Source organism: Methylobacterium sp. GC_Met_3, from assembly GCF_026540775.1.
In the GTDB taxonomy this organism is placed as follows: domain Bacteria; phylum Pseudomonadota; class Alphaproteobacteria; order Rhizobiales; family Beijerinckiaceae; genus Methylobacterium.
On the sequence record NZ_JALNUL010000009.1, the window covers coordinates 1 to 25,473 of the forward strand.

Annotated in this window: 22 protein-coding genes, 1 tRNA gene and 2 pseudogenes; 14 read left to right on the forward strand and 11 right to left on the reverse strand. The window is 59.4% G+C overall.

The features are described 5' to 3' along the window. Positions 1 to 65 precede the first annotated feature (65 nt). From OXS27_RS13570 to OXS27_RS13580, 3 genes are all read right to left on the reverse strand, one after another. Positions 66 to 365 (reverse strand): hypothetical protein, encoded by a 300-nt coding sequence (locus OXS27_RS13570; RefSeq protein WP_267356635.1) that lies wholly within the window; start codon positions 363 to 365, stop codon positions 66 to 68. 43 nt (positions 366 to 408) lie between these two features. Further along, on the reverse strand, positions 409 to 651 hold the full coding sequence (locus OXS27_RS13575; protein WP_267356864.1) for a YARHG domain-containing protein: 243 nt from the start codon (positions 649 to 651) through the stop codon (positions 409 to 411). A gap of 379 nt (positions 652 to 1,030) precedes the next feature. Further along, positions 1,031 to 1,119, reverse strand: a tRNA-Ser gene (locus OXS27_RS13580). Positions 1,120 to 1,226: 107 nt separating this feature from the next. Between OXS27_RS13580 and OXS27_RS13585 the strand changes: the two genes are divergently transcribed. From OXS27_RS13585 to OXS27_RS13615, 7 genes are all read left to right on the forward strand, one after another. Beyond that, positions 1,227 to 2,546, forward strand: a complete 1,320-nt coding sequence (locus OXS27_RS13585) for a site-specific integrase (protein WP_267356637.1) — start codon at positions 1,227 to 1,229, stop codon at positions 2,544 to 2,546. Continuing rightward, positions 2,539 to 3,012, forward strand: a complete 474-nt coding sequence (locus tag OXS27_RS13590; RefSeq protein ID WP_267356639.1) for a hypothetical protein — start codon at positions 2,539 to 2,541, stop codon at positions 3,010 to 3,012. Before OXS27_RS13585 ends, OXS27_RS13590 begins: the two co-directional genes overlap by 8 nt. Positions 3,013 to 3,116: 104 nt before the next feature. Further along, positions 3,117 to 3,341, forward strand: a complete 225-nt coding sequence (locus OXS27_RS13595; protein WP_267356641.1) for a DNA-binding protein — start codon at positions 3,117 to 3,119, stop codon at positions 3,339 to 3,341. A gap of 212 nt (positions 3,342 to 3,553) precedes the next feature. After that, on the forward strand, positions 3,554 to 3,736 hold the full coding sequence (locus tag OXS27_RS13600) for a hypothetical protein (protein ID WP_267356643.1): 183 nt from the start codon (positions 3,554 to 3,556) through the stop codon (positions 3,734 to 3,736). Between the two features lie 28 nt (positions 3,737 to 3,764). Beyond that, on the forward strand, positions 3,765 to 4,121 hold the full coding sequence (locus tag OXS27_RS13605) for a hypothetical protein (RefSeq protein WP_267356645.1): 357 nt from the start codon (positions 3,765 to 3,767) through the stop codon (positions 4,119 to 4,121). A gap of 142 nt (positions 4,122 to 4,263) precedes the next feature. Then, positions 4,264 to 7,821: a bifunctional DNA primase/polymerase gene (locus OXS27_RS13610; protein ID WP_267356647.1), complete on the forward strand. Its 3,558-nt coding sequence runs from the start codon at positions 4,264 to 4,266 to the stop codon at positions 7,819 to 7,821. Between the two features lie 657 nt (positions 7,822 to 8,478). Further along, positions 8,479 to 10,395 (forward strand): DUF262 domain-containing protein, encoded by a 1,917-nt coding sequence (locus OXS27_RS13615; protein WP_267356649.1) that lies wholly within the window; start codon positions 8,479 to 8,481, stop codon positions 10,393 to 10,395. A gap of 501 nt (positions 10,396 to 10,896) precedes the next feature. Here OXS27_RS13615 and OXS27_RS13620 read toward each other — a convergent pair. The 7 genes and pseudogenes from OXS27_RS13620 to OXS27_RS13650 all read right to left on the reverse strand — a co-directional run. Continuing rightward, positions 10,897 to 11,406 carry a hypothetical protein gene (locus tag OXS27_RS13620; protein WP_267356651.1) on the reverse strand — a complete coding sequence of 170 codons (510 nt, stop codon included), beginning with the start codon at positions 11,404 to 11,406 and terminating at the stop codon, positions 10,897 to 10,899. Between the two features lie 51 nt (positions 11,407 to 11,457). Continuing rightward, positions 11,458 to 14,844 (reverse strand): DEAD/DEAH box helicase family protein, encoded by a 3,387-nt coding sequence (locus OXS27_RS13625; protein WP_267356653.1) that lies wholly within the window; start codon positions 14,842 to 14,844, stop codon positions 11,458 to 11,460. Between the two features lie 3 nt (positions 14,845 to 14,847). Continuing rightward, positions 14,848 to 16,095 carry a restriction endonuclease subunit S gene (locus OXS27_RS13630; protein WP_267356655.1) on the reverse strand — a complete coding sequence of 416 codons (1,248 nt, stop codon included), beginning with the start codon at positions 16,093 to 16,095 and terminating at the stop codon, positions 14,848 to 14,850. A 26-nt stretch (positions 16,096 to 16,121) separates the two neighbouring features. After that, entirely contained in the window at positions 16,122 to 17,657 is a 1,536-nt protein-coding gene (locus tag OXS27_RS13635) for a class I SAM-dependent DNA methyltransferase (protein ID WP_267356866.1), read from the reverse strand. 83 nt (positions 17,658 to 17,740) lie between these two features. Next, the gene (locus OXS27_RS13640) at positions 17,741 to 19,501 is read right to left on the reverse strand and encodes an N-6 DNA methylase (RefSeq protein ID WP_267356657.1); all 1,761 of its coding nucleotides are present in this window, start codon (positions 19,499 to 19,501) and stop codon (positions 17,741 to 17,743) included. 17 nt (positions 19,502 to 19,518) lie between these two features. Beyond that, positions 19,519 to 19,767, reverse strand: a complete 249-nt coding sequence (locus OXS27_RS13645) for a DUF4258 domain-containing protein (protein WP_267356659.1) — start codon at positions 19,765 to 19,767, stop codon at positions 19,519 to 19,521. Positions 19,768 to 20,094: 327 nt separating this feature from the next. Next, positions 20,095 to 20,319 (reverse strand): annotated as a pseudogene (locus OXS27_RS13650) (DUF2958 domain-containing protein); the annotation flags it as partial. Positions 20,320 to 20,472: 153 nt separating this feature from the next. On the opposite strand from OXS27_RS13650, the gene OXS27_RS13655 reads away from it, so the two are divergent. The 4 genes from OXS27_RS13655 to OXS27_RS13670 all read left to right on the forward strand — a co-directional run bounded on the left by OXS27_RS13655 (position 20,473) and on the right by OXS27_RS13670 (position 22,269). Further along, positions 20,473 to 20,673, forward strand: a complete 201-nt coding sequence (locus OXS27_RS13655; protein WP_267356661.1) for a hypothetical protein — start codon at positions 20,473 to 20,475, stop codon at positions 20,671 to 20,673. Next, on the forward strand, positions 20,670 to 20,966 hold the full coding sequence (locus OXS27_RS13660; protein ID WP_267356663.1) for a hypothetical protein: 297 nt from the start codon (positions 20,670 to 20,672) through the stop codon (positions 20,964 to 20,966). Before OXS27_RS13655 ends, OXS27_RS13660 begins: the two co-directional genes overlap by 4 nt. After that, on the forward strand, positions 20,963 to 21,730 hold the full coding sequence (locus OXS27_RS13665; protein WP_267356665.1) for a hypothetical protein: 768 nt from the start codon (positions 20,963 to 20,965) through the stop codon (positions 21,728 to 21,730). The genes OXS27_RS13660 and OXS27_RS13665 overlap by 4 nt, the downstream gene beginning before the upstream one ends. An 86-nt stretch (positions 21,731 to 21,816) precedes the next feature. Next, on the forward strand, positions 21,817 to 22,269 hold the full coding sequence (locus tag OXS27_RS13670; RefSeq protein ID WP_267356667.1) for a hypothetical protein: 453 nt from the start codon (positions 21,817 to 21,819) through the stop codon (positions 22,267 to 22,269). 394 nt (positions 22,270 to 22,663) lie between these two features. On the opposite strand, the gene OXS27_RS13675 is transcribed toward OXS27_RS13670, so the two are convergent. Continuing rightward, a complete protein-coding gene (locus OXS27_RS13675; protein ID WP_267356669.1) occupies positions 22,664 to 23,491 on the reverse strand; it encodes a hypothetical protein in 828 nt (275 codons plus the stop codon). Positions 23,492 to 23,667: 176 nt separating this feature from the next. Between OXS27_RS13675 and OXS27_RS13680 the strand changes: the two are divergent. The 3 genes and pseudogenes from OXS27_RS13680 to OXS27_RS13690 all read left to right on the forward strand — a co-directional run bounded on the left by OXS27_RS13680 (position 23,668) and on the right by OXS27_RS13690 (position 25,314). Next, positions 23,668 to 24,321: pseudogene (locus OXS27_RS13680) on the forward strand (SOS response-associated peptidase family protein). A gap of 365 nt (positions 24,322 to 24,686) precedes the next feature. Further along, positions 24,687 to 24,992 carry a hypothetical protein gene (locus tag OXS27_RS13685; protein WP_267356670.1) on the forward strand — a complete coding sequence of 102 codons (306 nt, stop codon included), beginning with the start codon at positions 24,687 to 24,689 and terminating at the stop codon, positions 24,990 to 24,992. Beyond that, positions 24,952 to 25,314 carry an SOS response-associated peptidase family protein gene (locus OXS27_RS13690; protein WP_346732992.1) on the forward strand — a complete coding sequence of 121 codons (363 nt, stop codon included), beginning with the start codon at positions 24,952 to 24,954 and terminating at the stop codon, positions 25,312 to 25,314. Before OXS27_RS13685 ends, OXS27_RS13690 begins: the two co-directional genes overlap by 41 nt. The last annotated feature ends 159 nt before the right edge of the window (positions 25,315 to 25,473 follow it).

A 25,473-nucleotide genomic window follows, 5' to 3' on the forward strand; every position in this document is an offset into this window, starting at 1 on the left:
TGAGTCCTCGATCTCCGGATCCGGGATGGTGGCCATTAGACGCCTCCTTCAGGGCCGCTTTGCCTTCAAGGCTTCCTCGACGAGGCGGCGGATGGCTTCAGATCGGCTGGCAGGCCGATCTCCGTTTCGCCCGACGCTGCCCTGATGCCCTCCATCTGAGCGACGAGGTTGTCGATAACCTCAGTCACGACTGTGGGCCAGGGTAGGTTGCGCGCGTGAAGAAACTCTGCCGCTTTCACGACGGCCTCAAGTTCATTCATGGAAAGCGCCTGCCCCGAGTCCCTTGCGTGAAGCACCCGCTGGGCGAGCTTTACCGACAGGCTTAGAACATCGCGCACGCCAGCAGGCTGAGCATCGTCGCTCACTTCAGATAGCCCTTCGCCTTCAGGTGCTCGGTGAGCCAACCCGTCAACGCGCGCAGCCCAACTGACGCTCAGTCGTTCGGATCTGAGCTACCTGCTTCCGCTGGCGCGCCGACAGGGGAACATCCGCCTCGTCGTCGAACTGACAGCCCGCGTTGCCGAACGCCTGGATGGCTTGCGGGGTGCGGAAGCAGTAGCCCGCGGCTTTGAAGATCGCGTTCCGCTCGGACCACAGCTCCTCGCACGACGACGAGGTGGATCCGCTGGGCGCGCTTCGACCGCTCGCCACCGTGCGGCAGCAACCGACGTACCGGGCGCTCACCCATCCGGTCTGGCCGGAAGGCAGCTGGATGTCACCCAGCCGCCCTGGCGGCCGAGTTCGGTGAAAAGGGTGTCGGGCCCGAGTCGCGCGAGGCGGACGCCTTGGGTGCCGCTCGGTAGGCTGCGCAGCGCCAGGAAGTTGTCGCCGTAGGGATCGAGTCCGACGGGATAGCTGAAGGCTTCTTGCTGAACCTGGGCCAGCGCCGGCGTAACACACCCCAGCAGCAGGGCGAGCGCACCGCCGGCCCAAAGGCCGAAGCGAGGCTGTTTTTGACCCCGTGCTTCCGCAGCGCTTCCGCGATCCAGTCGAGGGTGCATCGCGGGCCGTGCTAAGTAATTGAGAAGATTGGCGCACCCGACACGATTCGAACGTGTGACCTTTGCCTTCGGAGGGCAGGGGAATGGTTTCTCCGCATGCTACCCCAATTATATTTGCGTTGACGAAACAGTGTCTTAAGACCTATGACCCTTGCCTGAAGTTCCGGTAAAGGGCGGCGAATTACCCCCGCCGTGCTACCCCGGTGCTACCCGGAGGCTCGGGCGTTGGCGGATCGGAAGCTCACGAAGTCGGTCGTCGAAGGGCTTGAGGTCAGGCCCACGGACTATGTCGTTTGGTGCGCCAAGCTTCCGGGCTTCGGTTGCCGCGTGCGGCCGTCGGGGTCGAAGTCTTTCATCGCCTTCTATCGTGTCGGTGGCCGGAACGCGGCCGTGCGGAAGGTCACGATCGGGGCGTTCGGCAAGGTCACGGTTGAGGAAGCTCGGAAAGCCGCAACCGAGATCCTAGCGAAGGCCGAGCTTGGGGAAGACGTGGCCGAGACCCGTACCCGTCAGCGGGCCGAGATGACCGTCGCTCAGCTATGCGACGAGTACCTGATCGAAGGCGTCGAGACGAAGAAGGCGAGCACGCTCGTCACTGACCGCGGTCGGATCGAGCGCCATATCAAGCCGTTGCTCGGGCGGAAGCGCCTCAGTGAAGTCACGAGTGCCGATATCGAGCGGTTCGTGAAGGACGTGGCGAACGGGAAGACCAAAGCCGACGTAAAGACCGGCAAGCAAGGCCGGGCTCGGGTCACGGGCGGCAAGGGAACCGCTACGCGAACCGCTCGGCTTCTCGGCGGCATCTTCACCTATGCGGTGAAACGGAAATACATCGCAGCCAACCCTCGGCAGGGCGTGAAGCTCTACGACGACAAGAAGGGCGAGAGGTTCCTATCGGAACCCGAACTGAAGCGCCTCGGCGAGACCCTGCGCGAAGCCGAGACGGTCGGACTCCCGTGGCAGTTCAACGAGGGCAAGGCCGAAAAACACCGGCCGGTGAACGCCGAGCATCAGCGCGAAGTTATTTCGCCGTTCGCGGTCGCGGCGATCCGCCTGCTAATGCTGACCGGCTGCCGCCTCGGTGAAATTCTTGGGCTCCGATGGACCGAAGTCGACCTTGAAAACGGCCTTCTTCACCTTCCCGACTCGAAGACCGGCGCAAAACGCATCATGATCGGTGCCGCGGCCGTCGCCGTGCTCGGGAGCATCCCCCGCACCGGCAGATACGTGATCGCGGGCGCCAATCCTGACCGGCCCCGGTCGGACCTGAAGAAGCCATGGGCGCGCATCACCGCCCACGCCGATTTGGACGGAGTCAGGCTTCATGACCTCCGGCATTCGTACGCGTCGAAGGGAGCAGCGTCGGGCATGGGCCTTACGATCGTCGGCAAATTACTAGGGCACCGTTCGACGGCCACGACGGCCCGATACAGCCACTTCGCCGACGATCCGCTCAGGCGGGCTTCTGACGCGATCTCAGAGGCTATCGCGGCGGCGATGGGTGCTCCGACTCAAACCGCCGCCCGCGAGGCGAACGATGGCTGAACTTCCACCGAACTGGGCCGGCTTCTTTGCCACCATTGAAGGGCGTGAAAGCGCCTTCTCGGCCCCTATGATCGGCGGGAAGCCGGCCTGGGTAGGCGAGGGAATTGGGCCGGGCGCCGAGCAAAACTTCGGCATTCTGGTCGAGCTTCTCCGAAGCGACGCCCCGCTAGCCCGCGAGGTACGAAGCTGGCTAGCCGATGTTTTTGACGAGAAAGCTGAGAGTGAGTTCCAAGTCAAAGCACTTGTACGGCGGCGCCGCGGCAAGCCGCCCACTGCGCCGGAGCAGTATATCGAGGTCACTCGACATTTTCGAGAATTGATCGAGAAGGGCATGAGCCGGCAACGCGCCTTAAAAGTAGTGGGATTGAAGGCCAAGATCACGCGAAGCACGGTCGAGAAGGCCATTGCGAGGGTCAGTGAGGCCGAAAGGATCGGCCATGCTGACGCCTGGGGCCATGATGTGTAATTTCGCGATTAAACCGGACTACACTTTTCGTGACGCGTCCGAGGAAGCGTGAGACATTAACGGTCATCGGGCGCCACCGCGGCCCTTACCGGGGATGACTGGATATGACGACCACAGAAAGCTTCCTTCGTCGCAACGATGCCGCCGCGTACCTGAAGGGGCGGTATGGGGTTGGAACGGCGGCGACCTTGGCAAAGCTCGCCTGTCTTGGCGGCGGCCCGCTGTATCGGAAGCTCGGACGCTTCCCGGTCTACGCCGCTGCTGATCTCGACGCATGGGCGCAGTCTCGGATATCAGAGAAGGTCGCGAGCACGTCGCAGCTGGCGTAATCTGCCCTCGATCATTTATATCCGCCAATATCTACTGATACGACGGATATAACTGACAGTATCCATTTAATTTAACAATTGCCAATATCGCACATTAGATCTATCAATTGATCCGCAGCGCGTTGCAGAGATCTAACATTACAAAATTTTGACGGCCCGAGCATCCCGCCGGGCGCAATATGGACGCACGCCAGTGCGCCGAGGGGGAGCCCATGAATGAAGCACAGCGCGAAGAAGTGATCAGCTTGGCCGAGTACCTCGAGGAACAGGCCGCAAAAGGATGCGACGGCGTGGATATCGGTCTGACCGATGCCGGACTTGCCGCGAAGGCTCTCAGAGTCATGGCCGAAATTTTTGGTCAAGGACTCGTCGCCCCATCACCCGAGACGGGGTAATGGAAAAACAAATCAACGGAGTTGAACTATGAATCATCAATCTTCTATCGAAGCATACTCGCAAACCATCGAGTCCCTGACGCACATGTATCTTGGTGTCACTTCTAAGTATTATACGGAATCGGTGCGGGCGGATAGCATCATGAGCAAAAATCAGGGCAGCCAAATGCATGATATCCGTTGCGAGGTGGCGCGTTTGGCGCATCAAAGTTTCAATGAAAAAGCTGAAAGTGCTAGTCATTTTAACGCCCGCGTTATGATTTTTCAAAACACCGTCAAAATCTTTGGGTTTGGTCACATCGTCGTAGCGAGGGCGAGCAAGGCTATTTCGAGCGACTCTTTTCGGCTGTGTCGCTCTTCTGGCCGGATGAACCCTTTCTACTAATGCAATCATAAACTAATATATCACGGCACTTCAGCATCGCAAGCGCTGGAGTGCCGTGATTGAAATGTTGAAAATATTTCGACCAATTTATATTTAGAGGTCAACCCGTAAATTAGTATGATTAATATCAAAATTCTTCTCTATGGAACTAGCAGACGTTCCGAGAATCAATACGGCAAACAAATACCAACTCAGACTCAACTTTGAGTTAACCATTATGACGGATGCGCTGGCCACCTTGTCCCCCTTTACCTCGGCCGCCCCTGCGCTCGTCGCTCAAGGCTACTCGCCACTGCCGATCGCCCCCGGCGCGAAATTCCCCGGCTCGCTCGGGCTCGACGGCGAACCCCGCGCGATGCGAGGTTGGGATCGCTTTTGCAAAAAGCCGGTGCCGCCGAACATTATTGCTGGCTGGTCGCGGCTTCGCGCCGCCGGAGTCGGCGTCGCGCTCGGCCGGGGGTTAATCGCTGTCGATATCGACCGTGACGATATGGTCGATGCGATCCTCGCGGTCTTGCCGCCCTCGCCGGTGATGAAGGTGGGCCGTAAAGGCATCACGGCTTTTTTTCGAGAGGGCTCGACGCCGGTTGCCTCCCGCAATTTTCACGGGTTTCTCGATCTCCTCTCGACGGGCAAGCAAACCGTGCTTCCTCCGTCGCGGCACCCGAGCGGCATCGATTATGCCTGGGCGACGGAGCGCACCCTTCTCGACATGCCACTGTCGGAACTGCCCGAGTTCCCGGTCGCCGGTATTGAGATTATCGAGTCCGTTCTCGTTCGTTTCGGTTGGGACCCGAAACCCGTTAAGATCGAGCGTGCGTCGAGCCCCGCCGGGTTCGCCCCCCTAGCGCCCGGCGGCGATTTTGGCGGCAACCTCAACGACCTCAACAACGCCGCACTCGCAAACCTCGACGCATGGGTGCCTCACCTCGGCTTGCCGAAGACGTACCCGCAATCGGGAGGCTGGCGAGCAGTCCCACGCTGGCGGCCGTCGAGCACGGGAAAGTCTGAAGCCGCTCGCGACTCCAATCTCGGCTTTCATTCATCCGGCATCAAAGACTTCGTGAACGAGCAGGGCTATCGGCCGCTTCAGGTTGTCGAGAAGGTTTTTGTCGGGCTGGACCGGCACGACGCTGCCCGTTGGCTCGCCGAGCGGATCGGCTACAGCCTGCCCGAGGCCGAGCCGATCATCGAGCTTGTTGCCGGATCGAAGGCGCCGAGCCGCCGGGGCGAGGTAGCGCCGCCGGAGATGCCGGAACGCCGCCCCCTCGCCGAGGTCAAGGCGTCCTTGGCATCGGCGTTCGACGAGTTCGCGAGCCGGACCGTCGTCGAGCATCGTCACAAGCGTGCGGCATATGATGAGGCCATTGCGGCCTATGACGAAGCCATTGCCGAGAACGCGCGCGGCTGCTCCGGCGGGCGCCTGGCGTTCACGCCCTTGCCGCCCGAGCCCGTTGCGCCCGTCGTGACCGCGCGGTGCCTCGGCGCCGAGACGGGGGCGGGGAAGACTCGATCCTTCGAACGCGCGAGCGCCGCAGCGTCGCGGTCTGGGTTTCGCGTCTATGGGGCATTCCCTCGTCACGAGGTTAGTGAGCAGGTCGTGAAGAACCTGCGGAATAGGCATGGCGTCGCCGCGTTGTCGCTTCGGGGGCGTCATGCTCCCGATCCCGAGATGCCAGGTCGTCTGATGTGTTGGGCGCCGGAGGCTGCGAAGCTGGCCGAGGAAGCCTGCCTCCCGGTCTATGATACGGTTTGTGCCGCGCGCGACGGCTCCCGGTGCCCGCACTTCGGGTCGTGCGGCTACATCCAACAGCGCGCCGCCAAGCCAGACTTGTGGAACATTCAACACTCGAGTCTTGCCACGCCTCGGCCGGAACACGTCGAAGCCCCGAACGGTCTCGTGATCGACGAGACCCTGAACGTCATCCCTAGCGTAAACGAAACTCAGCGGCTCGGAGTGGACGTGCTGGCCCATATGCCGACGGAGGTCGAGAACGACCCCGCGCTTTCGGCGAGGCTCGCCGACATGCGATCGAAGCTCGTGAAGGCGCTCAGGGGCTCACCTGAAGGGCATCTTGCCCGCCAGACCCTAACAGGTGCCCGGATCACGGCCGAAGGCGCCAGCGGGGCCGCGAGGGCAGAGCGGCGGCGCGTCCGCACGTTCGGCATGTTTCCGGGGATGGACCCGCGCCAGCAGGCCGTCGTCGCCAAAGAGGCCGCCAAGGTGAACGGCGAGACGATGGCCGCGTCCGGTCTTTGGCAGGAGATCGCCGAGTTCCTTCGCCATGACGTTCCGGTCAGCGGGCGCATGAAGATCGTGCTCGACGGAAAGACGAAGGGGGCTGGTGTCGAGTGGCGCTCCCTCAAGCGCATTCACGACAGCTGGCTCACCGGCCCGGTTTTGCTGACCGACGCGACTCCGGTCGGCAGGGCGTATGTCGAAGCAGCGCTCGGGCGGGATGTCGTGGTCGAGGTCGCGCCCATGCTCGCGGTCGACCGAAACCCTCACGGGCGGATAATTCAGGTTGTGCGCGCGCCGACCTCGACAAACAAACTCGGGCTGAAGAGCGACAAGCCGACAGCCGATGGCCGCCGGAACCGCGAGGGGGTGCACCGCTACATCCTCCGCGAGGCCGCAAGGGCGTGGCCTCGGACCGTCGTCGTCATCGCGTCCGGCAAAATGGAGGCTTGGCTTCGCGGCCATACGGATTGGCTTGCGAACGTGGATTTCGAGCATTTCGGTAACGTGTCGGGAATTGACCGCTGGCGAAAGGCGGCGACCCTCATTGTCGTCGGGCGCCATGGCGTCCCGAGCCGGTCGTTAGAGGCCGATGCGGGCGTGTTGACGGGCATTCCGGCTCAGGCCCTACCGACGGGTCCGCGCGGCGAACCCTGGCTTCAGCGCGTCCCTGGCGCGATCCGGCTTGTCGACGGGTCGACGCACGTAGTCGAGCGGGAATTTCACCCCGACCCGTCGGTGGAGATGCTGCGGTTTCGCTCGAACGAAGGCGAGACGTTGCAGGCGATCGGCCGCCTGCGGTCCGTGTGGCGAGATGGCATAGAGCCGTGGGAGGTTCATATCCTGAACGATCAGCCCTTGCCGATCGAGGTCGACGAGGTTCGGCAGTGGGCCGACGCTGCGCCGGGGGCCTGGGCGGACCTGATCCCCGACGGCGTGCTGTTCGAGAATCGGGCCGATATCCTCAAGGCGTGGCCGGGGCGGTTCTCGGAAGATCAAGCCCGTGGTCGTGTGGCCGAAACTTCGGGGGTTTCTCCTATATGGGACTCTAATAGGGGAAATCCCCGGAGTTTGCGGGCAACCTTCCGGCGTAAGGGGAAGGCCGAGGTTGTGGCCCACCTACTCCCCACCGGCCCTCGAACGGCGGCGGCGTTCGATGCTTGGCTTATCGCGAGGGGCTTCGAGGGCGTGGCCGAAGTCGTGGTCGAAGGCGAAGGCCGCCCCGTGGATCGCGTGCTAGTTTCGGCTGTAGTTCGTTCGATGAACGAGAACGAACATGCCTCGCCAAACGACGTATGGGCTCGCGTCGAAGCTCGGCTCGGACGGCCCGCGAACGCGACTGAACGGGCGGCCTTGCCGCTTGCAGCTATGAACGAAGGCGATCAGCAGTTCGTCGATCGCAAGGTCAATGACGATGGGCTTCCGCTCGACTTCGGCAATGAACGGTTCGAGGCGGCATAGGCTGTCGAGTGGGCCAAGGCGAACCGGCTGGCGGGGCGTGGGTGCGGCCGTCCTTCGAGTGGGTCGGGCGTCTCCTCGCCGAGCGCGCTGAATGCTTTGCGATGAACTGCTCGATGCGGCCTGATGCGATCGAGGTTGAGAACTTGTTCGGCAGACGATCCGCTAATGCAACAGCGTTGCAAACCTTCTTAACTGCAAAATAGGGTTTGGGTCCTTCCACGGGGGTACCGGTTGAGGGTAACGCGCGAGCTCAGACTTCCGCCAAATACAACAGAATTTTACTAGATTTCTGACTCCCAGACAGAATTTTTCGCAATCTTCACAGCTTGCGCTGGCCGGCAGTTCGAGCGGGGTCCGATAGCTGCCCTTGGCTGACAGGTGCCCGTCTGCTCCGTATGCCGTATTAAAAAAGCTGACCGGATGGTTGCGACCGAACCCAGCCACCAGGACCGTTGTCTCCGCTTCGCGAAAGCAGCCGCTCCCCAGCCCTCGAGCAAACACGGTTAGAAGCGTTAACCGTATGGTGGCTGGGCCATCGGCGACAGCCAGTCCCCGCGAGGGGCGCCCGTCGGCCCATGCGACACCGGCCTCCAGCCTTTTTGCTTGAGTGTGAGGTGCCGCTGGGGAAAACTCGCCTCAACCAAGGGTGGAGACAACATGCCAGGATCGACGTTTCAAACCAATCCTGTAGACCTACCGAAGGTCCTTGATGACTGCCACCGGGGCGTCATCCAGCTCCCGGATTTTCAGCGTAGCTGGGTGTGGGACGAAGACCGTATCAAGAGCGTGATCGCCTCGATCTCCCAGGCGTTTCCGATCGGCGCCTTAATGTCGCTCGACACGGGCGGGCCGGTGAACTTTAAGCCGCGTCCTGTCGAGGGCGCTCCAACGGAAGCGCATGACGTCGTTCCGCAATCGCTCCTGCTCGACGGCCAGCAGCGCATGACGTCGCTCTACCAAGTGACGCTGCGTGGGAAGGTGGTGGAGACCGTCACCCCCAAGAAGAAGCGGGTCAAACGCTGGTTCTACATCGACATCCGCAAGGCGCTCGACGCTGACACGGACCGCGAAGAAGCCATCATTGGTATGCCCGAGAACCGGATTGAGCACGGCGATTTCGGTCGCGCGGGCGAGCTGGATCTCTCCTCGGCGGAGCAGGAATACGCCAATCTGATGTACCCGGTATGCCAGGTGTTCGACTGGGACAGCTGGCAGGACGGCTTCGATGAGTATTGGGCCGGTGACGAGCACAAGGCCGTCAAGGCCGCCTTCCGCACCTTTAAGAAGGAAGTACTCGAGAACTTCAAACACTACCGCGTGCCGGTGATCGCCCTCGATCGCTCGACCTCGAAGGAGGCGGTCTGCGTCGTCTTCGAGAAGGTGAACACCGGCGGCAAGGCACTCGATGCCTTCGAGCTAGTTACAGCCATGTACGCAGCCTCCGGCCATGAGCTGCGCAAGGACTGGTACGGCGACGAGAAGACCAAGGGGCGGCACCGCCGCCTGGTAGATACACTGCGTTTGGCAGATACCGAAAAAGGCATCCTGGCCGGGGTATCGAACACCGATTTCCTGCAGGCGGTGTCGCTCTTCTACACGCGCGATAGACGTCGGGCGGCGGTCGAGGCCGGCAAGGAAGGCAAGGAGCTGCCCGCGGTCTCCGGCAATCGCCAAGCCCTGCTCGATCTGCCTCTGGAGGCCTACATCCGCTACGAGACGCAGGTGGAAGCCGGCTTCGTCCGGGCGGCTAAGTTCCTGCACATGCTGCACATCTACCGCATCTTCGACCTGCCCTATCAGTCGCAGATCGTGCCGCTGGCGACGATCCTCGCAGATATCGGCGACGCCTGGGAGCACGAGGCCAACCGGGCAAAGCTGTTCCAATGGTACTGGAACGGCGTCTTCGGCGAGCTGTACGGCTCGACTGTCGAGTCCCGGATCGCCCGCGATTTCGTCGAGGTGCCAGTTTGGCTGAGGGGTGGCAAGGCGCCATCGACGGTCAGCGAGACGATCTTTCGCGCCGACCGCCTTAAGACCATGCGGATGCGCCTCTCAGCCGCCTACAAAGGCGTGAACGCGCTCCTGATGCGGAAAGGCGCCGAGGATTTTCGCTCCGGCCAGAAATTTGATCACACCGTGTTCTTCGGCGAGAATGTCGACATCCACCACATCTTTCCGCAGGCCTGGTGCAAGAGCAACGGCATCAGTCCAGCCGTCTACGACTCCATCATCAACAAGACGCCGCTGTCGGATCGCACTAACCGGATCATCGGCGGTGCGGCGCCATCCGAGTATCTGGCCAAACTTGAGAAGGGCAGCAGCACCGCCCCATCGATCGCGGGCGCAACGCTCGACGGCCATCTGCGCTCCCACCTGATTGATCCGGCGCAGCTCAGGAGCGACAATTTCGAGGCTTTCATGGAGAGTCGGCAGAAGGCGCTCCTTGAGATTATCGCGCAGGCGATGGGCAGGACCGCTTACACCGGCAATGTCCCCGAGGAGGGGCTGGACGTCGAAAGCGACGCCGAGACCACTGAGGCCGGGCTCACGATGGCACTGCAGTCAGCCGCGTGAGATGTGCGGAAGCTTGTATCAAAAGGCGTTCCGCCGACAGCTCATGCCTTCCAAGTGTCCTTGAGCCGCCGCTCTCCTACAGCTGCATTCGGCTGGCGCGCGGCGATCGACCCCGGCCTGCCCGATGCGACTGCCAGCTGGCGCTGATGCGGTTGCCTGGGCAGCGGCCTGACACGAATCCTCGACCGTCCGCTTCCGCTTCCGCTTCATGTTTCAGCGGAAGCGGACTGGCAGATATCCACCCATCTGAGCCATTCCCATGGGCGGTCGGCGGCGGCCGATTCTGGCCGAAAGCCGTCTAGCTGGTTTCGGTAGCGCGATGCGCCATACCGGACACACAAGCATCGCCGCTACCACCATTAGGGGCGCTCGTTTGCCGAAGTTTGAATAGCCGACAGAGCTCCAGCCGGTTTCGCCAGTGGACCTGCGGTTCAATCGATCACCAGGAGAACAGTCGTTTACTGCACACTATGAGAAATTTCATTTCACCGCCAACCAAGCTTAAACCCCATAGGTTGCAAGGAAGTCGTCGAACTCCGGCCGTTCATTGGCCTCAATCGAGCTGTAATCATTCTCACCGCCGCGGAATTGAGATCTCAGTCGGCGGGGAAACTCGCCGTTTCCGGCCAGAAGATCGACGTATCGACCGATCCATTCAAACTGCGCTTCACCTTTGAGAACAGTATTTATTTGATCAGTTACCGCTGTAGCAGTATCTTCATTGATAATTTTGTTCGCAGCAATCTTTACTTCAGATGCAACGATCCGCATGTCCTTGCGGCCGCTTACTGGGAATATGAAAGCCCCATGCTCGGCCAGAAATCCACATAGCTTAGGCAGATTTGGGAACCAGTAAAATACTCCCACCCCACCGCCAATACCGCCTGGCGCATCACCCCAACAGTAGAAGCCCCAACTCTCGTCCGTTAGATGCATGTTAGTCAGGATACTCTCAGAAGTCTCATCCGCTTTCTCAACACGATCCACTAGCCATTGATCATAATCTTGCATCAGATTTCCTAAGTTGTCCATTTTAATAGCTTACTACTTTATCAGAGATCTTTATGCGGCTGCCCGCCCCTGCACATCGCGCAGAACGCTCACGAGCTCGTGGACTTCAGCATCACTAAACAGGCCAGAGACACCGAGCGGGTTTCGGTCAGTGAAGGGCGATGCGTAAAGGAGGCGGGGGTCCATCACGCCGCGCGCGGTCAGGTGATCGATTACCATCGTAATGAACTCATGCTGGTTCGCTGTGAGGGTTTTGCCCGCGGAGAAGCCATCAAGCGCCTGTTTGGCTGCTGATCGGTCGAGTCCGACCATGGAGCGAACAAAGATCCCTAGTCCCCCCTCCTGGCGCACGCGATTGATGTCCTCAGTTGATCCCACACTGGCCTCGGAGAAGATGCGTTCCAACTCATCTAAGTCAGTTTTGGTGAGGGGGTCATTGCGGCGGAGCTTGAGCACCGCCAAGTGGCTCTCATTGTCTTTGAGAAACTGCCGCGCCTTTGCACGGAACCGGCCCATATCGGTCCCGATCGGCCCACCGTTGATCGTAACGCCTGAGGACATCCCGATCTCGTCCTCGAAATCGGTGTAGACTAGCGAACGGCTGCCGACTTCGATGAGCTTGATGAGGCCTCGGAGGCGGCGGCGCACCGTTTCCAGCATCGGCGCCTGGACGTCCTGCCAATAATCGTCTGTCTGCACCTCGAGAATGAGCGGCAACTCCGCGGCCACCATCGGCACGTTCTGCAGCTCTTCGAGCAGCCCGGCAATCTCGATGATGCGCCTCTTCAGGCCGTCAAAAGCCTTTTGTTGTCGAAGCAGCGCTAACTGCGTGCGCAGCACGAGCAGATCGAACTGCTTGGCCTCCAGATCGTCGTCCACGAGCGCAGTCGGCAGGCCGGCTACCTCAGCGATGAGCTCAGTCTTCGCTGTAAGGTCCAGGCCTTCCCAAGCAGCAGGCTCCGCGTACTTCTCGACGAAGCGTCGCTTCGGCCGTACAATGAAGTTGTCGACGCTCATCCCGGTAACCTCTGCCTGGAGGCGCACGGCTGTATCCTGCCGCAGCACCTTATGAGGTTCATCACGTGCGGATTCGGCATGATCGATGGTGTCGATCAATTCCACTCGGGAGGTGAACAGCCGCTTGCTCAGCGACTCTGCGGTGCTGCCATCTACCTTTTCAGGGTTCTGATTGAAGAACTCGAAGTTCTGACAGAAATCAAAGACGTAGAAGAACTCTTTATGCCGACCTGGCCCAAAAAGGTCTGGACACAAGCGCGTACCGCGCCCAATCATCTGCCAAAACTTGGTCTTCGAGCGCACGATTTTGAACAACACGAGATTAACGACCTCCGGCACATCAATGCCGGTATCAAGCATGTCTACAGATACGGCAATGTGCGGCGCCTTTTCCGGGATCGAAAAGTCATCGATAAGGGACTGCACATACTCGGTCTTGTAGTCGATAACGCGCGCAAATGAGCCCTTCAGGTGTGGGTAGTTCGTGTCGAAGCGCTCGATAATGAAGTGAGCGTGCTCGCGGTTCTTGGCAAAGATAATGGTCTTGCCGAGCCGGTCACCGTTGGCGACCTTCAGGCCGTGCGTCATCAGGTGCTCCAGCACCTTGTCGACCGTGTCGGCGTTGAAGAGCCATTTGTTGACAGCACCTGGGTCGACGTGGTCCGGGATGTTTCCATCCTCATCCCATTCCAGCGCGTCCCAGGTCTCCTTCTCCTCGTCGCTCAGGTCATCGTAGGTAATGCCCTCACGCTGGAACTTGAGCGGAACGGAGATGGCGCGCGGCGGTACGAGATAGCCATCGTCGACGGCCTCATCAAGGGTGTAGGCGTCCGTTGGAATACCTCGCTGCAGAGCAAACAGCCGGTAGGTATCCCGATCAACTTCGTCCTTAGGCGTTGCCGTGAGCCCGACAAGCAGGCTGTCGAAGTAGTCGAAGATGGCGCCGTATTTCCGGTAGACCGAACGGTGGGCCTCATCGATCACGACCAAGTCGAAGTGCCCCACGCCGAACCGGCGCTTGCCGTTCTGAGTCTCGTCAATCAACCCCATCATCGTCGGATACGTCGACACGTAGATCCGGCCCTGAGCATCCTTGTCGGTCACCAGATTGACGGGTGAGGATGAGGGCAGAAATTTCTTGAATGCATTGATGGCCTGCCGGACCAGCGCCACCCGATCGGCCAGGAACAGCACGCGCTTCGCCCAGCTGGCGCGCATGAGCAGGTCGCATAGGGCGATGACCGTCCGCGTTTTGCCAGCGCCGGTCGCCATAACGAGCAGGGTCTTCCGCGAGTTGTCGCGCTCGAAGGCCTCAGTCACACGCCGGATGGCGCGCTCCTGGTAGTAGCGCTCGACGATAGCCCGATCGATCGGCTCATTTGCGAGGGGTTTCTGCAGGGTCCGGCGCTGGATCGCCAGCTGCAGCTCGTCCTTGGTCAGAAAGCCTTGGACGGGGCGGGGTGCATAGCGCGCATCGTCCCACACCCAGTGATCGTAGCCATTAGTGTAGAAGATCACCGGGCGCTGGCCAAACATCGCTTCCAGACAGTCAGCGTAGAGCTTGGCCTGCTGCTGACCGACACGAGCATCGCGGCGGGTACGCTTGGCCTCGACGAGGCCGAGCGGCTTCCCGTCGTCGCCCCAGAGAACGTAATCGACGAACCCATCTCCGGAATTGTTGGGCATCCCGGTCACGGGGTATTCCCGATCCTCGGGCCGGCTTAGTGCCCAACCAGCTTCGTGCAGCAGCAGATCGATGAAGGCATCGCGGGTCTGCGCTTCGTTGTAGTCGTGGGTATCTGCAGCGGCTTCGTTGGCGCGGCGTACTGCAGCAACTTCGGCCTGCAGTTGGGCAATCTGCGCCTCAAGCCGCGTGCGTTCGGTTTCGCTGACGAGCCGCTGCTGCTCGGCCTCCTCACGGGCCTTCGCGTTCTCGGCAAAGCGGCGTGCAATCTCTTGCAGCTGTCGCAGCGTGGCCGTTGCAACCTGCGCCGTGCGCGGCAGGGCGTCCGGCGAGAACGTAAGCTGAGGGTCAGGCTTTTGGCCCCGCGCGTAAGTCCGGGTTAGCCAGTAGGCGACGTGGAAGAGCTCACGGAGCGCCGTGACGGCCGTCGCCAAAGCGACCGGGCGGGTCTCGTGAACGGCGGCATTGCCCACGTCCTTGATGATCCGCGATTTAGCGACCAGAGCGGGGCCGACCAAGTTCCGGAAGGTCGGCTCATGAATGCGCGCCGACAGCGTGCTCTCGTAGGGGTCCCTCAGGCTACGGTCATGGTCGTAGAGCCACTTGACCGTCACTTCGAGGGCGAGGCGAGCATAGAAGCAGGCTGCGCGCGGATCTGTCTGCGCTAGGCTTTCAGCCTTGACGGCATGAGCGTAAACGTCAGGAAACTCGGCGCGGAGGTATTCAAACTGTGTCATGATCTAACCAGCAGCTCTCTTTGGCATCTCGTCGTGATAGAGTTGAGTTTCAGCATATTCTGAACCATGTCTATTGCGAAAGAATTTCTGCTGAAAAGCTGTAAAAACATTATTTAACTCGTCGCGGTGCGCAAATTGCTTTTCTTTGATAGAATCACTTGCGGCGACATACGCTTCAAACACACGCTGAAGTTCAATAGGAGGAAGTATAATTTGCAGAGACCTTACATCAGATTGATTTATACTTGACTGGTTGACGGCATCTTTCCCCATCATTGCAATTTGCCTGCGGATGAAAGCTGTCTGCAAAAATTTAATGCAAAAGACGGGACTTATTCTACTTTTATCCAAGCGAAGTCGCATCATATTAGACTCAAAAACTGTTTTCTCCTCTAGCTCAGGAACAAGTGCCGATTTTCCAAGGTATTCTCTGCTGTTAACACGATTAATGACAATATCATTTTGGCAAAGGCGATATTTTTCCAACTCATTCGTATTCACAACTAAGCGACGTAGCGTCGACTGATCATTGACAACCCCATCATAGAAGTTGTTGATACGCATAATTCTAGTGCCATCACCATAAAAATCCGCCGATTTGTACAGCCCGTTTGTGGGACCATCAATAATCAGCTCACCAAGACTAACGCTAGGAAATTTTTTGGGATTATTGTTCGGATCCCCGAAGAGGTTGGTAAAATGCGCCGATAGTAGTTCTTCAAGCAGGGCGATCGCCTCGGCGCGGTTTCTTCGTAGATCATCAACATGATCCAAAATATTAGCAATGCGTTTTTGTTGAGAAATTATAGGTAGGGGTATTTCCAAACTCAAGCATTGTTCGATGCTTAAGTTTGCGATGTTGGTGGTCTGCCGTGCGCACTTTCTCACTTGAGGCTGTGCTATATCTGAGGAAAACCATCTATACAAATAACGGCCGTCAATTTTATCCCCGATAGGGCGAAGAGCAGATATAAACCCCCCCAGTGTGGCTGGCCAATCCAGCTCAGGAACCCAGCAACATTTACCTACCAAGTTCCAACTGTTTGCTGTTGAAACGAGAATGTCGCCAACACGAAGTAGTTGGTCCTTTCGCCTCACAAAGCGAGATGGTAAACCCCAGACATCGGAGATATCCAGATCCCTTTGTATGTTCTTTGTGCGCATGCAAGCGACAACGTCGTCTTCGTCGATGGATATAACATCCTCCGGCTTGAAGGTTATGCCTCGCACAAACTCTGCAACATCGCCCAACTTATAGGATCTAGAGGACATAGCCATTACAACAATTCCTCAAGCTGATTTATACCAACAGATATCTTCAGTTCTACGCTTTTCAATCGCGCAATGATAGCTGGTACATCTACAACAATTTCTTCAACATGATCAATATCTTGATATCTAGTTAGCGATAGATCGTATTTCTTGTCACATATTTCTTTCTTTGAAATACAAAAACTCTGTCCGGTTTTCGGTCTTGTAAGTTCGGCATCGTTCCGTTCTTCCCACCTCATAAGCAGATCGGGCAAATTATTTTTGTCGTGATCCTCTTCATTTAGTGAATTTAGTGGCACTGGGCCGAATTTATCCTCCGGCAGAAGAAGTTGTCTCTTATCGTCTAGCGAGCGACCATCGGCTGTAACATCATAGAACCAGACGTTGTCGGTACCGCCGACGCCAGTTTTCGTAAAAATCAGAATAGCTGTCGTAACACCCGCATACGGTTTAAAAACGCCTGAAGGTAATTTTATAACGGCTTCAAGTTTATGCTGTTCGACTATCATTTTACGAATTGATTGATGCGCCTTTGACGAGCCGAATAACACACCGTCTGGCACGATTACTGCCGCCCGCCCTCCGACTTTCATGAGGCGGAGGAATAGCGCTACGAACAGCAGCTCTGTCTTTTTAGTTTTGACAATCTGCTGCAGGTCTTTGGCACAAGCCTCGTAGTCGAGAGATCCGGCAAAGGGTGGATTAGCTAGGATCAGGCTGTATCGACCCGCGTCGGAGGCATGGTCTTCGGCCAGCGAGTCACGATAGATAACGTGCGGGTCCTCCACACCATGCAAGATCATGTTCATCGACCCGATGCGCAGCATCGTCGGATCGAAATCGAAGCCGTTGAAAGCCTTCTCGTGAAAGTGCTTGCGTAGCGACGGATCGCGCATGACCTCGGGATGTCTCTTCCGAAGGTATTCTCCTGCTGCGACCAGGAAGCCGCAGGTGCCGGCCGCGGGATCGCAAATTACGTCGGCGGGCTTTGGCTGGGTGAGCTCGACCATGAGCTGAATGATGTGACGGGGCGTCCGAAACTGTCCATTCTGACCGGCACTGGCGATCTTGCCGAGCATGTATTCGTAGACATCGCCCTTGGTATCCCGGTCCTCCATGCGGATTGCGTCGAGCTTCTCTACCGCTTTGGCCAGGAGGGCCGGCGTAGGCACACCGAGCCGTGCATCCTTCATATGCTGGCCGAACGATGAGCCCTCGCCGCCGAGCGTCTGCAGGAACGGGAACACGTGCTGATCAACGACCGCGAACATCTCGCGGGCCTCGAACGACTTGAACCGCGACCAGCGCAGGTCAGCGTAGAGACGACCCTTTTCGTCTTTCCCGTCTGGGAAGATGCGCCGCTCAATTGGGATCCCAAGGGTCGACGCCTTGCGCTCTTCAACGGTTTGGAGCTCATCCAAGCGCTTGATGAAAAGGAGATAGGTAATCTGCTCGATGACGGACAGCGGATTTGAGACGCCACCGGACCAGAAATCGCTCCAGATGCTATCGATCTGGGATCGAATTGTTCCTATTAGCACTTCACCCAACTCCACATGATTTTATAATGCATACAATTAGTTTTTGTATTCGTCAGTGTCACATTTATCTCTCACACATCATCTTATACCATCGTCTGAGTTATGGTGCTGGAGATATTTATCAGAACATCTTCCATCCGGCGGCGGAGTATGGCAATCTCACATTGCAGCCGCTCGTGCTCACGCGCGAGGTCGAGAATGTTGTCCTGGGCAGCGAGGTCCAGCATAGGCACAGGCAGCTCCTTGATGTCTCCCATAGCGACGTTGGGGATTGAGGTACCCCCGGCTTGGCGCTGCAGCAGAGCCTGCACCATCGGGGATCCGAGGTAGCGAGCCAGCACTTCCGGGCTCTTAATCGGGCCGCCCTTGCGCAGCCGCAGGATAAGAAGGGACTGCGCGGGCACAACAGGCGTTGCATCATCGCAGTTGGCCACGTCACCCCTGACCAGCCCGACCTTGCCGATCGTTCCTTTGACCGACAGCAGCACGTCGCCCTCGCGCAGCATAGTGCTCTCGATCTTACGCGTCGCCGTTGTCGGCGCCTGTCCCATCCTCTGTGGCGGGTGCAGGTAGCCGTCCTGGATGTCGGCTAGCATCGCCTCTCGGATCTCCATCATGCTCTGTTCGCCGGACGCTTTCGGCAGCGCCTGCGGCCGGAAGATCTCCGCAACATCCGCAAGCCGGACCGTATCTCGACTCTCCAACAGGTTCTGGCTGGCCTGCGCCTCAGGATCTAGGACGTAGCGGTCAACAGAGAGATTGAACCCGGACTCGCGGATCTGCGCATAGGGGATGTCAGCGGCGTGTTGGTTCGGCGTAACCGCCGTCAGCAGATCGAGAGCCTGTACTGGATCCTTGACCCCGGCAGCGTCTATAAAGCGCACACCGCGTGTGGTGTGGTCGTCAGCGCCGGCCTGATCAAACACCAGGACCGACATGACCACGCTGCTGCGCGGGTAGGTGCCGCGTGGCAGTGCCATGACGGCTACCAAACCATGCTGCTCAATCAACACCTGCTTGAGAGCGGCCTCCCGACTGTTCGTCCGGAAGAGAAAGCCGTTGCCAACCACCACGAAACAACGGCCTTGCGCGAGGCGCGAGCCCCAGAGCGCCCCATAAGCTTCACTGGTCAGCGTGTCGTCAGCCCGAAAACCAACCGCTCCCACGGTTGAACCAGTGGCGCTGATCTTCGTGCCGAGCGGCGGAAAAAGCAGCGCTTGGCCGAACTCTGGCGCTCGCGCGGTCTCACCGCTGAAGTCGGAGAGGTTGCGCACCTCGACCGTAAGCGGCCTGGAACAGGCGCGTGCTAGGGTGCGGATGAGGGTAGCCAGAGCCAAGTTTTCGACGTCGAGGTGCACTGGCCCTGTCTGGGCGAGCTGCCAGGCCACCTGCGTGGCGTAGGACAGGCCACATCGCGCGACTGCCGGCCTCTCCGGCCGGAGCAAACCGGCAAGCAGGGCTGCGCTCTGTGTGGAGGTCCACGACTCGGCCACACCCATCTCTAGGATCATCGTGGCTAGATCGTCGGCGGTTAGCCCAAGCGACAGCGCTGAAAGCATCGCACGCCGAAATTGCTCCAGAGCGGTCTGCCCCAAGGGCTTCCAAAAGGTCTTAACTTCGGAGGCCACCGGGTCGGGCACAAATGTCCGGACCGCGTGCTCCCATTTGGCAAGCATGTAATCGACTGATACATCAGTGAATGGCAGGAGATCCCCCCGGCTCGCTGGTGACGCCTGCGACCAGGCCAGCAAGACGGCTGCGAACGGTGCGGAGTTGTATAAATTCAAGCCAGCATCTCGGATGACTGCATGCAGCGACCACTTTACCTGATCGAACGGCGTCATGTTCTATACTTTCCTTCTTAGCGCCGTCCGTAGGCGGTGATCAGCATATCGTCGTCGCTGATGACCACCACACCACCCTTGTCACGAACCTTCAGAAGCAGGCCACGTTCGCGATCCAGCTCCCCGATGCGCCGGTCCACTTCTCGACGGTCGAGCACGTATTTGTCCTGCTCGCACCGACCATGGGTGAGGGCCAGCTCGACCATGGCGCCGTCGATGCCGCGCTGATTCATCCGGGTGTGCATGTGTCTCGTCGTGATCAGCATGATGAGCTCCTGTTGACCTTCATATGCCCATTCGTGACTGATTAGTCAATGATTGATTTTTGTGATGGCGCCAGATTTTTGGGAGAATCGAGTTTGAGCGTGCAGGACAGCTCACACCGAGAAATCCCCCCATGGAGCGGCTCAATGATGCGTTAGCTCAAGCGAGCGGATTGGCAATGAAGGTGTCGGTGCCGTTCTCGCGGTGCTTGACCTGATCCGGATCTTCGGCCCGGAGCTGCTCGGCCGCGGCCTGATCCGGGGCCTCGACGGGCATCCTTCAGGCATCTCAGCTAGTCACTGCGACCCTCCAACGGCGGGCGGAGGGGGTCATGAGGCTGCCTCCGGGGTAGGTACCTCGAAGATGGGCTCGGCGGCGTCAGCAGACAGCGGCGCCTTGGCTTTGAACCAAAGGTCGCGCCGAATCGGCAGGCCGAGCTTGCCACGGACGGTCAGGAGTTCCGAGAGGCGGACATAGCCGACTTCCAGGTAACCGAGGCCCAGATCGCAGAGGCCAAAAGCAATGTCGGGCTCGCTCGGGTCGAGCTCAGTCAGTGATCCGCCCCATTAGAGAAGGCTCTAAAAGAGAGGATTGCCGGCCCGGCCGTTCTTGGCGTGACTGCTGAGTAGCGACTCGATCAGCCCCGACAAGCGCAGTTAGGATGGGTCTACTCGCGTCATCGAAAACAACTGATGCGAGCCCTTGATATGCCCGAAACGATTCTCAAAGACTACAGCACGCACGCTGAAGTCGCTGACCTTCTCGGCGTGAGCGTCACGACATTGCGCGAGAGGGAGCGGAAGGACGAAGGCCCGGCCGTTGTTCGGTTCAGCGAGCGCAAGGCTCTTTACCCCAATATCGAACTCGTGAAGTTCCTAAAGTCTCGCACCGTCGGGGGTGTCGCGTGAACGCTCTCTCACCCCGCCCCGCAAAGGCCGGCACGCCGCGCCCGAACCATACCGTCGAACCAGCCTCACGCCATCTCGCTTGGGTTGCAAGCGACCTCGACAAGGCCGCGAAGGCGCTCGCCGGGCGCGAGTTCATCGTCGCATCCGACAAGGCCGAGCTTCGTCGCCGGATCGCCAGCGCGACTGCCACGATCGCGAAGGTCTCAGCCGAGCTTGCTTCGCCCGACTCGGGCCTGCTCGTGCGCGGCGCCGGCAGCGATCACCCCGCCGTCGACGGAGGACTTCGCTCGTGAGTATTCTCGATGCCGTCTTTGGGCGCCGCGCACGTTCGGCTGTCCCCCTCGCATCTGACGAGATCGTCGCCGAGATCGAGATCCGGCGCGGAACCCTCGTTTCGGCGAAGGCTCGCGTTGGGGCCGCTGCAGCAAAGCGCCGGGCTGCCTGCGATGCCCTCGATCCGACCGGGATCGTGGCCGCCGAGTCCGACGCCACCCTGGCGCAGGCAGAAGTCGAGACCGCCGAGAACGCGGTTCGGGCGCTTGAAGCGGCGCATGGTGACGCTCTCGCCCGCGAGGCGACCGCCGCCCTTACGGCACGCCGCGCGGCGGCAGACCACAAGGCTCAGTCCGAGGGCGCGAAGCTGCTCGCCGCCTATGATGGTTTCGCCGCGCAACTCGCCGCCGTTCTGGCCGCGAAGGAAGCCCTCGATCGGGAGGTCAGCGAGACCAACCGCGCATTGAAGGAAGCGGGCCGGCGCGACGAGGCGATCGCCTCGATCGACCGCCGCTTCCGCTTCCAGCCCGGCAAGCAAGATCCGGATCGGGTCGAGTACGTCGACGAGCTTCAGGAGAAGGTCGGCGATGAATGGAGCCGTGCCACTCAGCTTCGGCGCTCGAAGGACGGATCGATGGAATCGATCTACCCGACTCGGACGATTACGCGCGAGGTCCGCCGCCCCGGCCGGAAGCGGCCCGACAACCACCTTCCGTTGCTCGGCGAGATCCGCCTTCCTCCCGGCCGGATCGGCGGCAAGTCGCATTGGCCGCGCGAAGCTTAGTCGCGGCATTATCGCCCGCCCAACGGCACGCCCGGCGCTCTCAGCACCGTCGGCGTGCCGGCATGATCGAAGTCGAGGAACGAGAAATGTTTGAGAGCGACATGCGGATCGAGGTCGAGCGCCGGCTTCAGAAGGCGTGCGACGACCGCGCCAGGGCTGGACTCCCGCCGCCTGTGAGCGTCGACGCGCTCCGAGCGATCGTCCGTAGCGACCTGATCGAAGAAATCGAGGCTCGGCGCGCGGCTCAGAGAACCGCCGCCGCGAAGCCCGGCCCGGCTTCACCCAAGGCCACCATCGTCTCGCCGCCGACCCTGACCCGGCAAGCGCCGGCCTCCAAGCCCCCGACGCCGCCTCCAGTGCCGAAGCTCTCGGCCATGGAACTGATCGCGAAATACACCGAAGGAATGGATCTGCGGGAGCCGGTATTTCCCTCGCTTCGCGCGCCGACCCGTGCGCCGTCCCCGAAGTCGGTTGTCGATCAAGACGAGTTGGCGGCCCGTGCGATCCTCGACGCGGCTCGGGTCGCACGAAACCGATAGTCGGGCGCCCTCAACATCAGCCGCGAGCGCGCGATACGTTTAGCCGTCGATTAGAGCCCTATGGGGCGAGTTCGCGCGACGGCGGCGGGGAGATTGCCGCTCTTGGGGCCGAAAGCAGCTCACGGGCCTTCCTGGGGGCGATCGGCGTCTCACCGCTTGGCGGCTTCAACCAACCGGGCGTTCCCTAGCTCATAGGCGAGCGTATTCAGAAGACCTTTGCTCCCAACGGAGATGGCACCCGTAATTTAGAAGGCTGTATAACGGATTATCGCGACAATAGCAGGGATCGCTGGTCGTAGCTCCTACGGCGACCCGGCGGACTTCCCTGATGACCGCAGGGCATTTCCCCCGATTGATAGCTGCTGCAATCCATTTTTTCTCGCCAACTTCTTCATTATAGATTGCCGTCTTTTATTTGTTTAGCTTCCCAAGCTTCAAAATCTCTAATTGATTTCGCAAAATCCTCCCTTTCACGGCGTTCTTCAGCAATTTTTTTATCTTCTTCAAGTATAAAAATAATGGACTGCCTGATTATTGGAAAGAAACTCAGACATGTCTCCTCACTTAGTTCATGAATAGCGGGACTCATAATCGAATAAATCCTAGAATTACTAGTCAGATAAGCGGGTAAATGCTCATGAAGAGCTTCAATTTTCTCAGACATTCTTTTCGCACGAAATTCCTCTTCCTCGAAATACAGTTCGTCCTTCCGGTCATTGAATCTGTTTTCAATTATTCTCTCAAAAATTCTTCTCAGATAAACAAACGATCCAATGCCCACGCCATGGGCCGCTAACCCAATAGCTTTATGAAATTCGCTGCTATCTTGCTTATTCAATAATCCTTTGTAGTTTTTGCTTTGATCGTTCGCAATGTCAGCGAGAGATGGGTATTGACCTATTTTTTGAACCGTAAGATTATTGATCATAAATATAAAATCTAGCACATGATAATCGTCTCTAGCGCAAGTCAATTTAACGGTATCACTTCTCGATACTCTATTAGCCATATTCGACCACGCCATGTCATTCGACAAATAGTGCCCTTTGATCGTGAATGTTGTTGTTTTGTGACAGTAAGGACAATGTCCATCGGCTTTAGATTTACTTTTAGAATATAAAACGTTCACATCTTCTGAAGGAAAGGATAATTTTATTGGAGTATATAGAGGAGTATCAAGCAAAAATTTCTGAATGTTCGAAGAATTGTTGGTGCTGCTCACTTCGGCTGCTCGATCCTGAGAGGTGCGGCCGCCGCTCCGTGCGACGAACGATTAGCCAGCCACAATGCCGCGATCTTGATCTTGAAGGCAACTAACTGCGTTGGATCGAATGATCATTCGCATACGATCTCATACCGGCTCGGCAAACCGCAACAATAGGTTAGGCCTTGGCCGCTATGGCCCTTGAAACCAGCCTTCGAGCCCCGCAGTCCGAGATCGGAAAGGCGTTCGGGATCGAACGCTACCAGACCGGCAATCTGCCGCCCCTGCCGAGGATCTTCCCGAACACCGCCGCGCCGATCGTCCGCATGCACGACGGCGTCCGCGCCCAGTCAACGATGCGTTGGGGTCTGCCGTCCCCTGCCTTCGCTCTGAAGGGTCGGAAGGTCGACCCCGGCGTCACGAACGTGAGAAACACGGCCTCGCCGCATTGGCGCCGCTGACTCTCGCCCGAGCATCGGTGCCTCGTGCCGCTCACGAGCTTCAGCGAGAACGAGAAGGCCGTCGACGGATCGTACCCGCCCGTGTGGTTCGCGCTCGCTGGGGATCGCCCTCTGACGTACTTCTCCGGCATTCGGGTCGAGGGTTGGGCCTCGGTGCGCAAGGTAAAGGACGGCGAGACGACCGACGACCTGTTCGCCTTCCTGACGACCGAGCCGGAAGCCGTGGTCGGCGTGGTTCATCCGAAGGTGATGCCGGTGATCCTCACAAAGCCGGAGGAATGGGCGACATGGCTTTCTGCGTCGTGGCCCGAGGCGAGGTCAGTTCAGCGCCCGCTTGCGGACGGAGCCCTGATCGTGATCGCGCGGTCCCTGCAGCGGGAGGGTTGACTCAGGGCCGGCAGAACTAGGGTCAGGGCGAGTTCAGGTATCGCTATCCGCCGGGGCTTGCTCCAAACAGCCGGATACGTTTGGCCGTCAATTAGAGCCCCGTGGGGCGGCTTCGCGCCATGGCCGCGGGCCCTTAAAACTCTCGGGCCGTCCTGGGGGCGATTGACGCCTCGCTGCTCGGCCTCGGCAAGGCCGTGCTCGCGTTCCCGCTCGTCACCCCTCACGCGATCCCGGCGGCGCTAATGATGCTCGTCGCGAGCCCGGTCGGCCTGACGATCGCCGCCCTGCCCCTGAGGGTTGTAAACCGCGCATTTCCCCCACTTTTGGGTTGAGTCGTCGCCCGGTGTTTGAGAGAGTAAACCGCGATGAGCAAGCCCCCGATCAAGACGACCTTCAGTCCACTTGGCCAAGTTATCCGTGCGACTCGCGGCGACCGGCTGCTCGCCTACGCTATCGACATGAGGCCGAGCGGCCCTCGGTCGCAATGGAAGCTCTTCGAGGCCGACAAGACCCCGGCGTTTGCATCGACGAAGTTCGACACGACCTCGCACCTAAATGCCTTACGGATGATCGTGAGCGTCGCCGACAAGTATGAGGCCCGCACGGCCGCCGAGCCTGCTCAGTACGGGCATGAGACTTCCGCCGCTCCCCTCGACGCTTCCAAGGCTTGACCACCGTCCTGGCGGTTCTGCTCGGCCCCCAAGAACTTGCGTATCTTTATGTACCGACCTGACGACGGACCCGAACGCCGAAGTCGGCGAGGTTCACCCGAAGGCGATGCCGGTGATCCTCACGAAGCCAGAGGAATGGGCGACGTGGCTCTCTGCGCCGCGGTTTGAGGCGAAGGAGCTTCAGCAACCGCTTGCCGATGGGGCGCTGATCGTGGTCGCACAGGGCGAGCGGCGTGACAGATGGGACCTTGCCCTACCGTGCGTTCTAGGCCGCCCTGACGGCCCGCGCGATCCTCGAAGCTGCTTTGCCGCGCGGAGATAGCGGCGGCTCTGTACGCACCCGTCAGACAATCTATCGTCGGGGGCATGACCGCCCCGAACGAACACATCACGAAGCATCTTGCCCTCGCCCTGTCGGACGCGGCGCGAACGAGGGCAGGGGGCTTGATTCGAGCTAACTAGCAATGACCGCCGCGAGATG

Coding starts and splice junctions, on each gene's coding strand:
- OXS27_RS13590 (WP_267356639.1), top strand. CDS start 2,539: ATGGCTGAACTTCCACCGAACTGGGCCGGCTTCTTTGCCACCATTGAA.
- OXS27_RS13595 (WP_267356641.1), top strand. CDS start 3,117: ATGACGACCACAGAAAGCTTCCTTCGTCGCAACGATGCCGCCGCGTAC.
- OXS27_RS13600 (WP_267356643.1), top strand. CDS start 3,554: ATGAATGAAGCACAGCGCGAAGAAGTGATCAGCTTGGCCGAGTACCTC.
- OXS27_RS13605 (WP_267356645.1), top strand. CDS start 3,765: ATGAATCATCAATCTTCTATCGAAGCATACTCGCAAACCATCGAGTCC.
- OXS27_RS13610 (WP_267356647.1), top strand. CDS start 4,264: ATGGAACTAGCAGACGTTCCGAGAATCAATACGGCAAACAAATACCAA.
- OXS27_RS13615 (WP_267356649.1), top strand. CDS start 8,479: ATGCCAGGATCGACGTTTCAAACCAATCCTGTAGACCTACCGAAGGTC.
- OXS27_RS13620 (WP_267356651.1), bottom strand. CDS start 11,406: ATGCAAGATTATGATCAATGGCTAGTGGATCGTGTTGAGAAAGCGGAT.
- OXS27_RS13625 (WP_267356653.1), bottom strand. CDS start 14,844: ATGACACAGTTTGAATACCTCCGCGCCGAGTTTCCTGACGTTTACGCT.
- OXS27_RS13640 (WP_267356657.1), bottom strand. CDS start 19,501: ATGACGCCGTTCGATCAGGTAAAGTGGTCGCTGCATGCAGTCATCCGA.
- OXS27_RS13645 (WP_267356659.1), bottom strand. CDS start 19,767: ATGCTGATCACGACGAGACACATGCACACCCGGATGAATCAGCGCGGC.
- OXS27_RS13655 (WP_267356661.1), top strand. CDS start 20,473: ATGCCCGAAACGATTCTCAAAGACTACAGCACGCACGCTGAAGTCGCT.
- OXS27_RS13670 (WP_267356667.1), top strand. CDS start 21,817: ATGTTTGAGAGCGACATGCGGATCGAGGTCGAGCGCCGGCTTCAGAAG.
- OXS27_RS13685 (WP_267356670.1), top strand. CDS start 24,687: ATGAGCAAGCCCCCGATCAAGACGACCTTCAGTCCACTTGGCCAAGTT.
- OXS27_RS13690 (WP_346732992.1), top strand. CDS start 24,952: ATGAGACTTCCGCCGCTCCCCTCGACGCTTCCAAGGCTTGACCACCGT.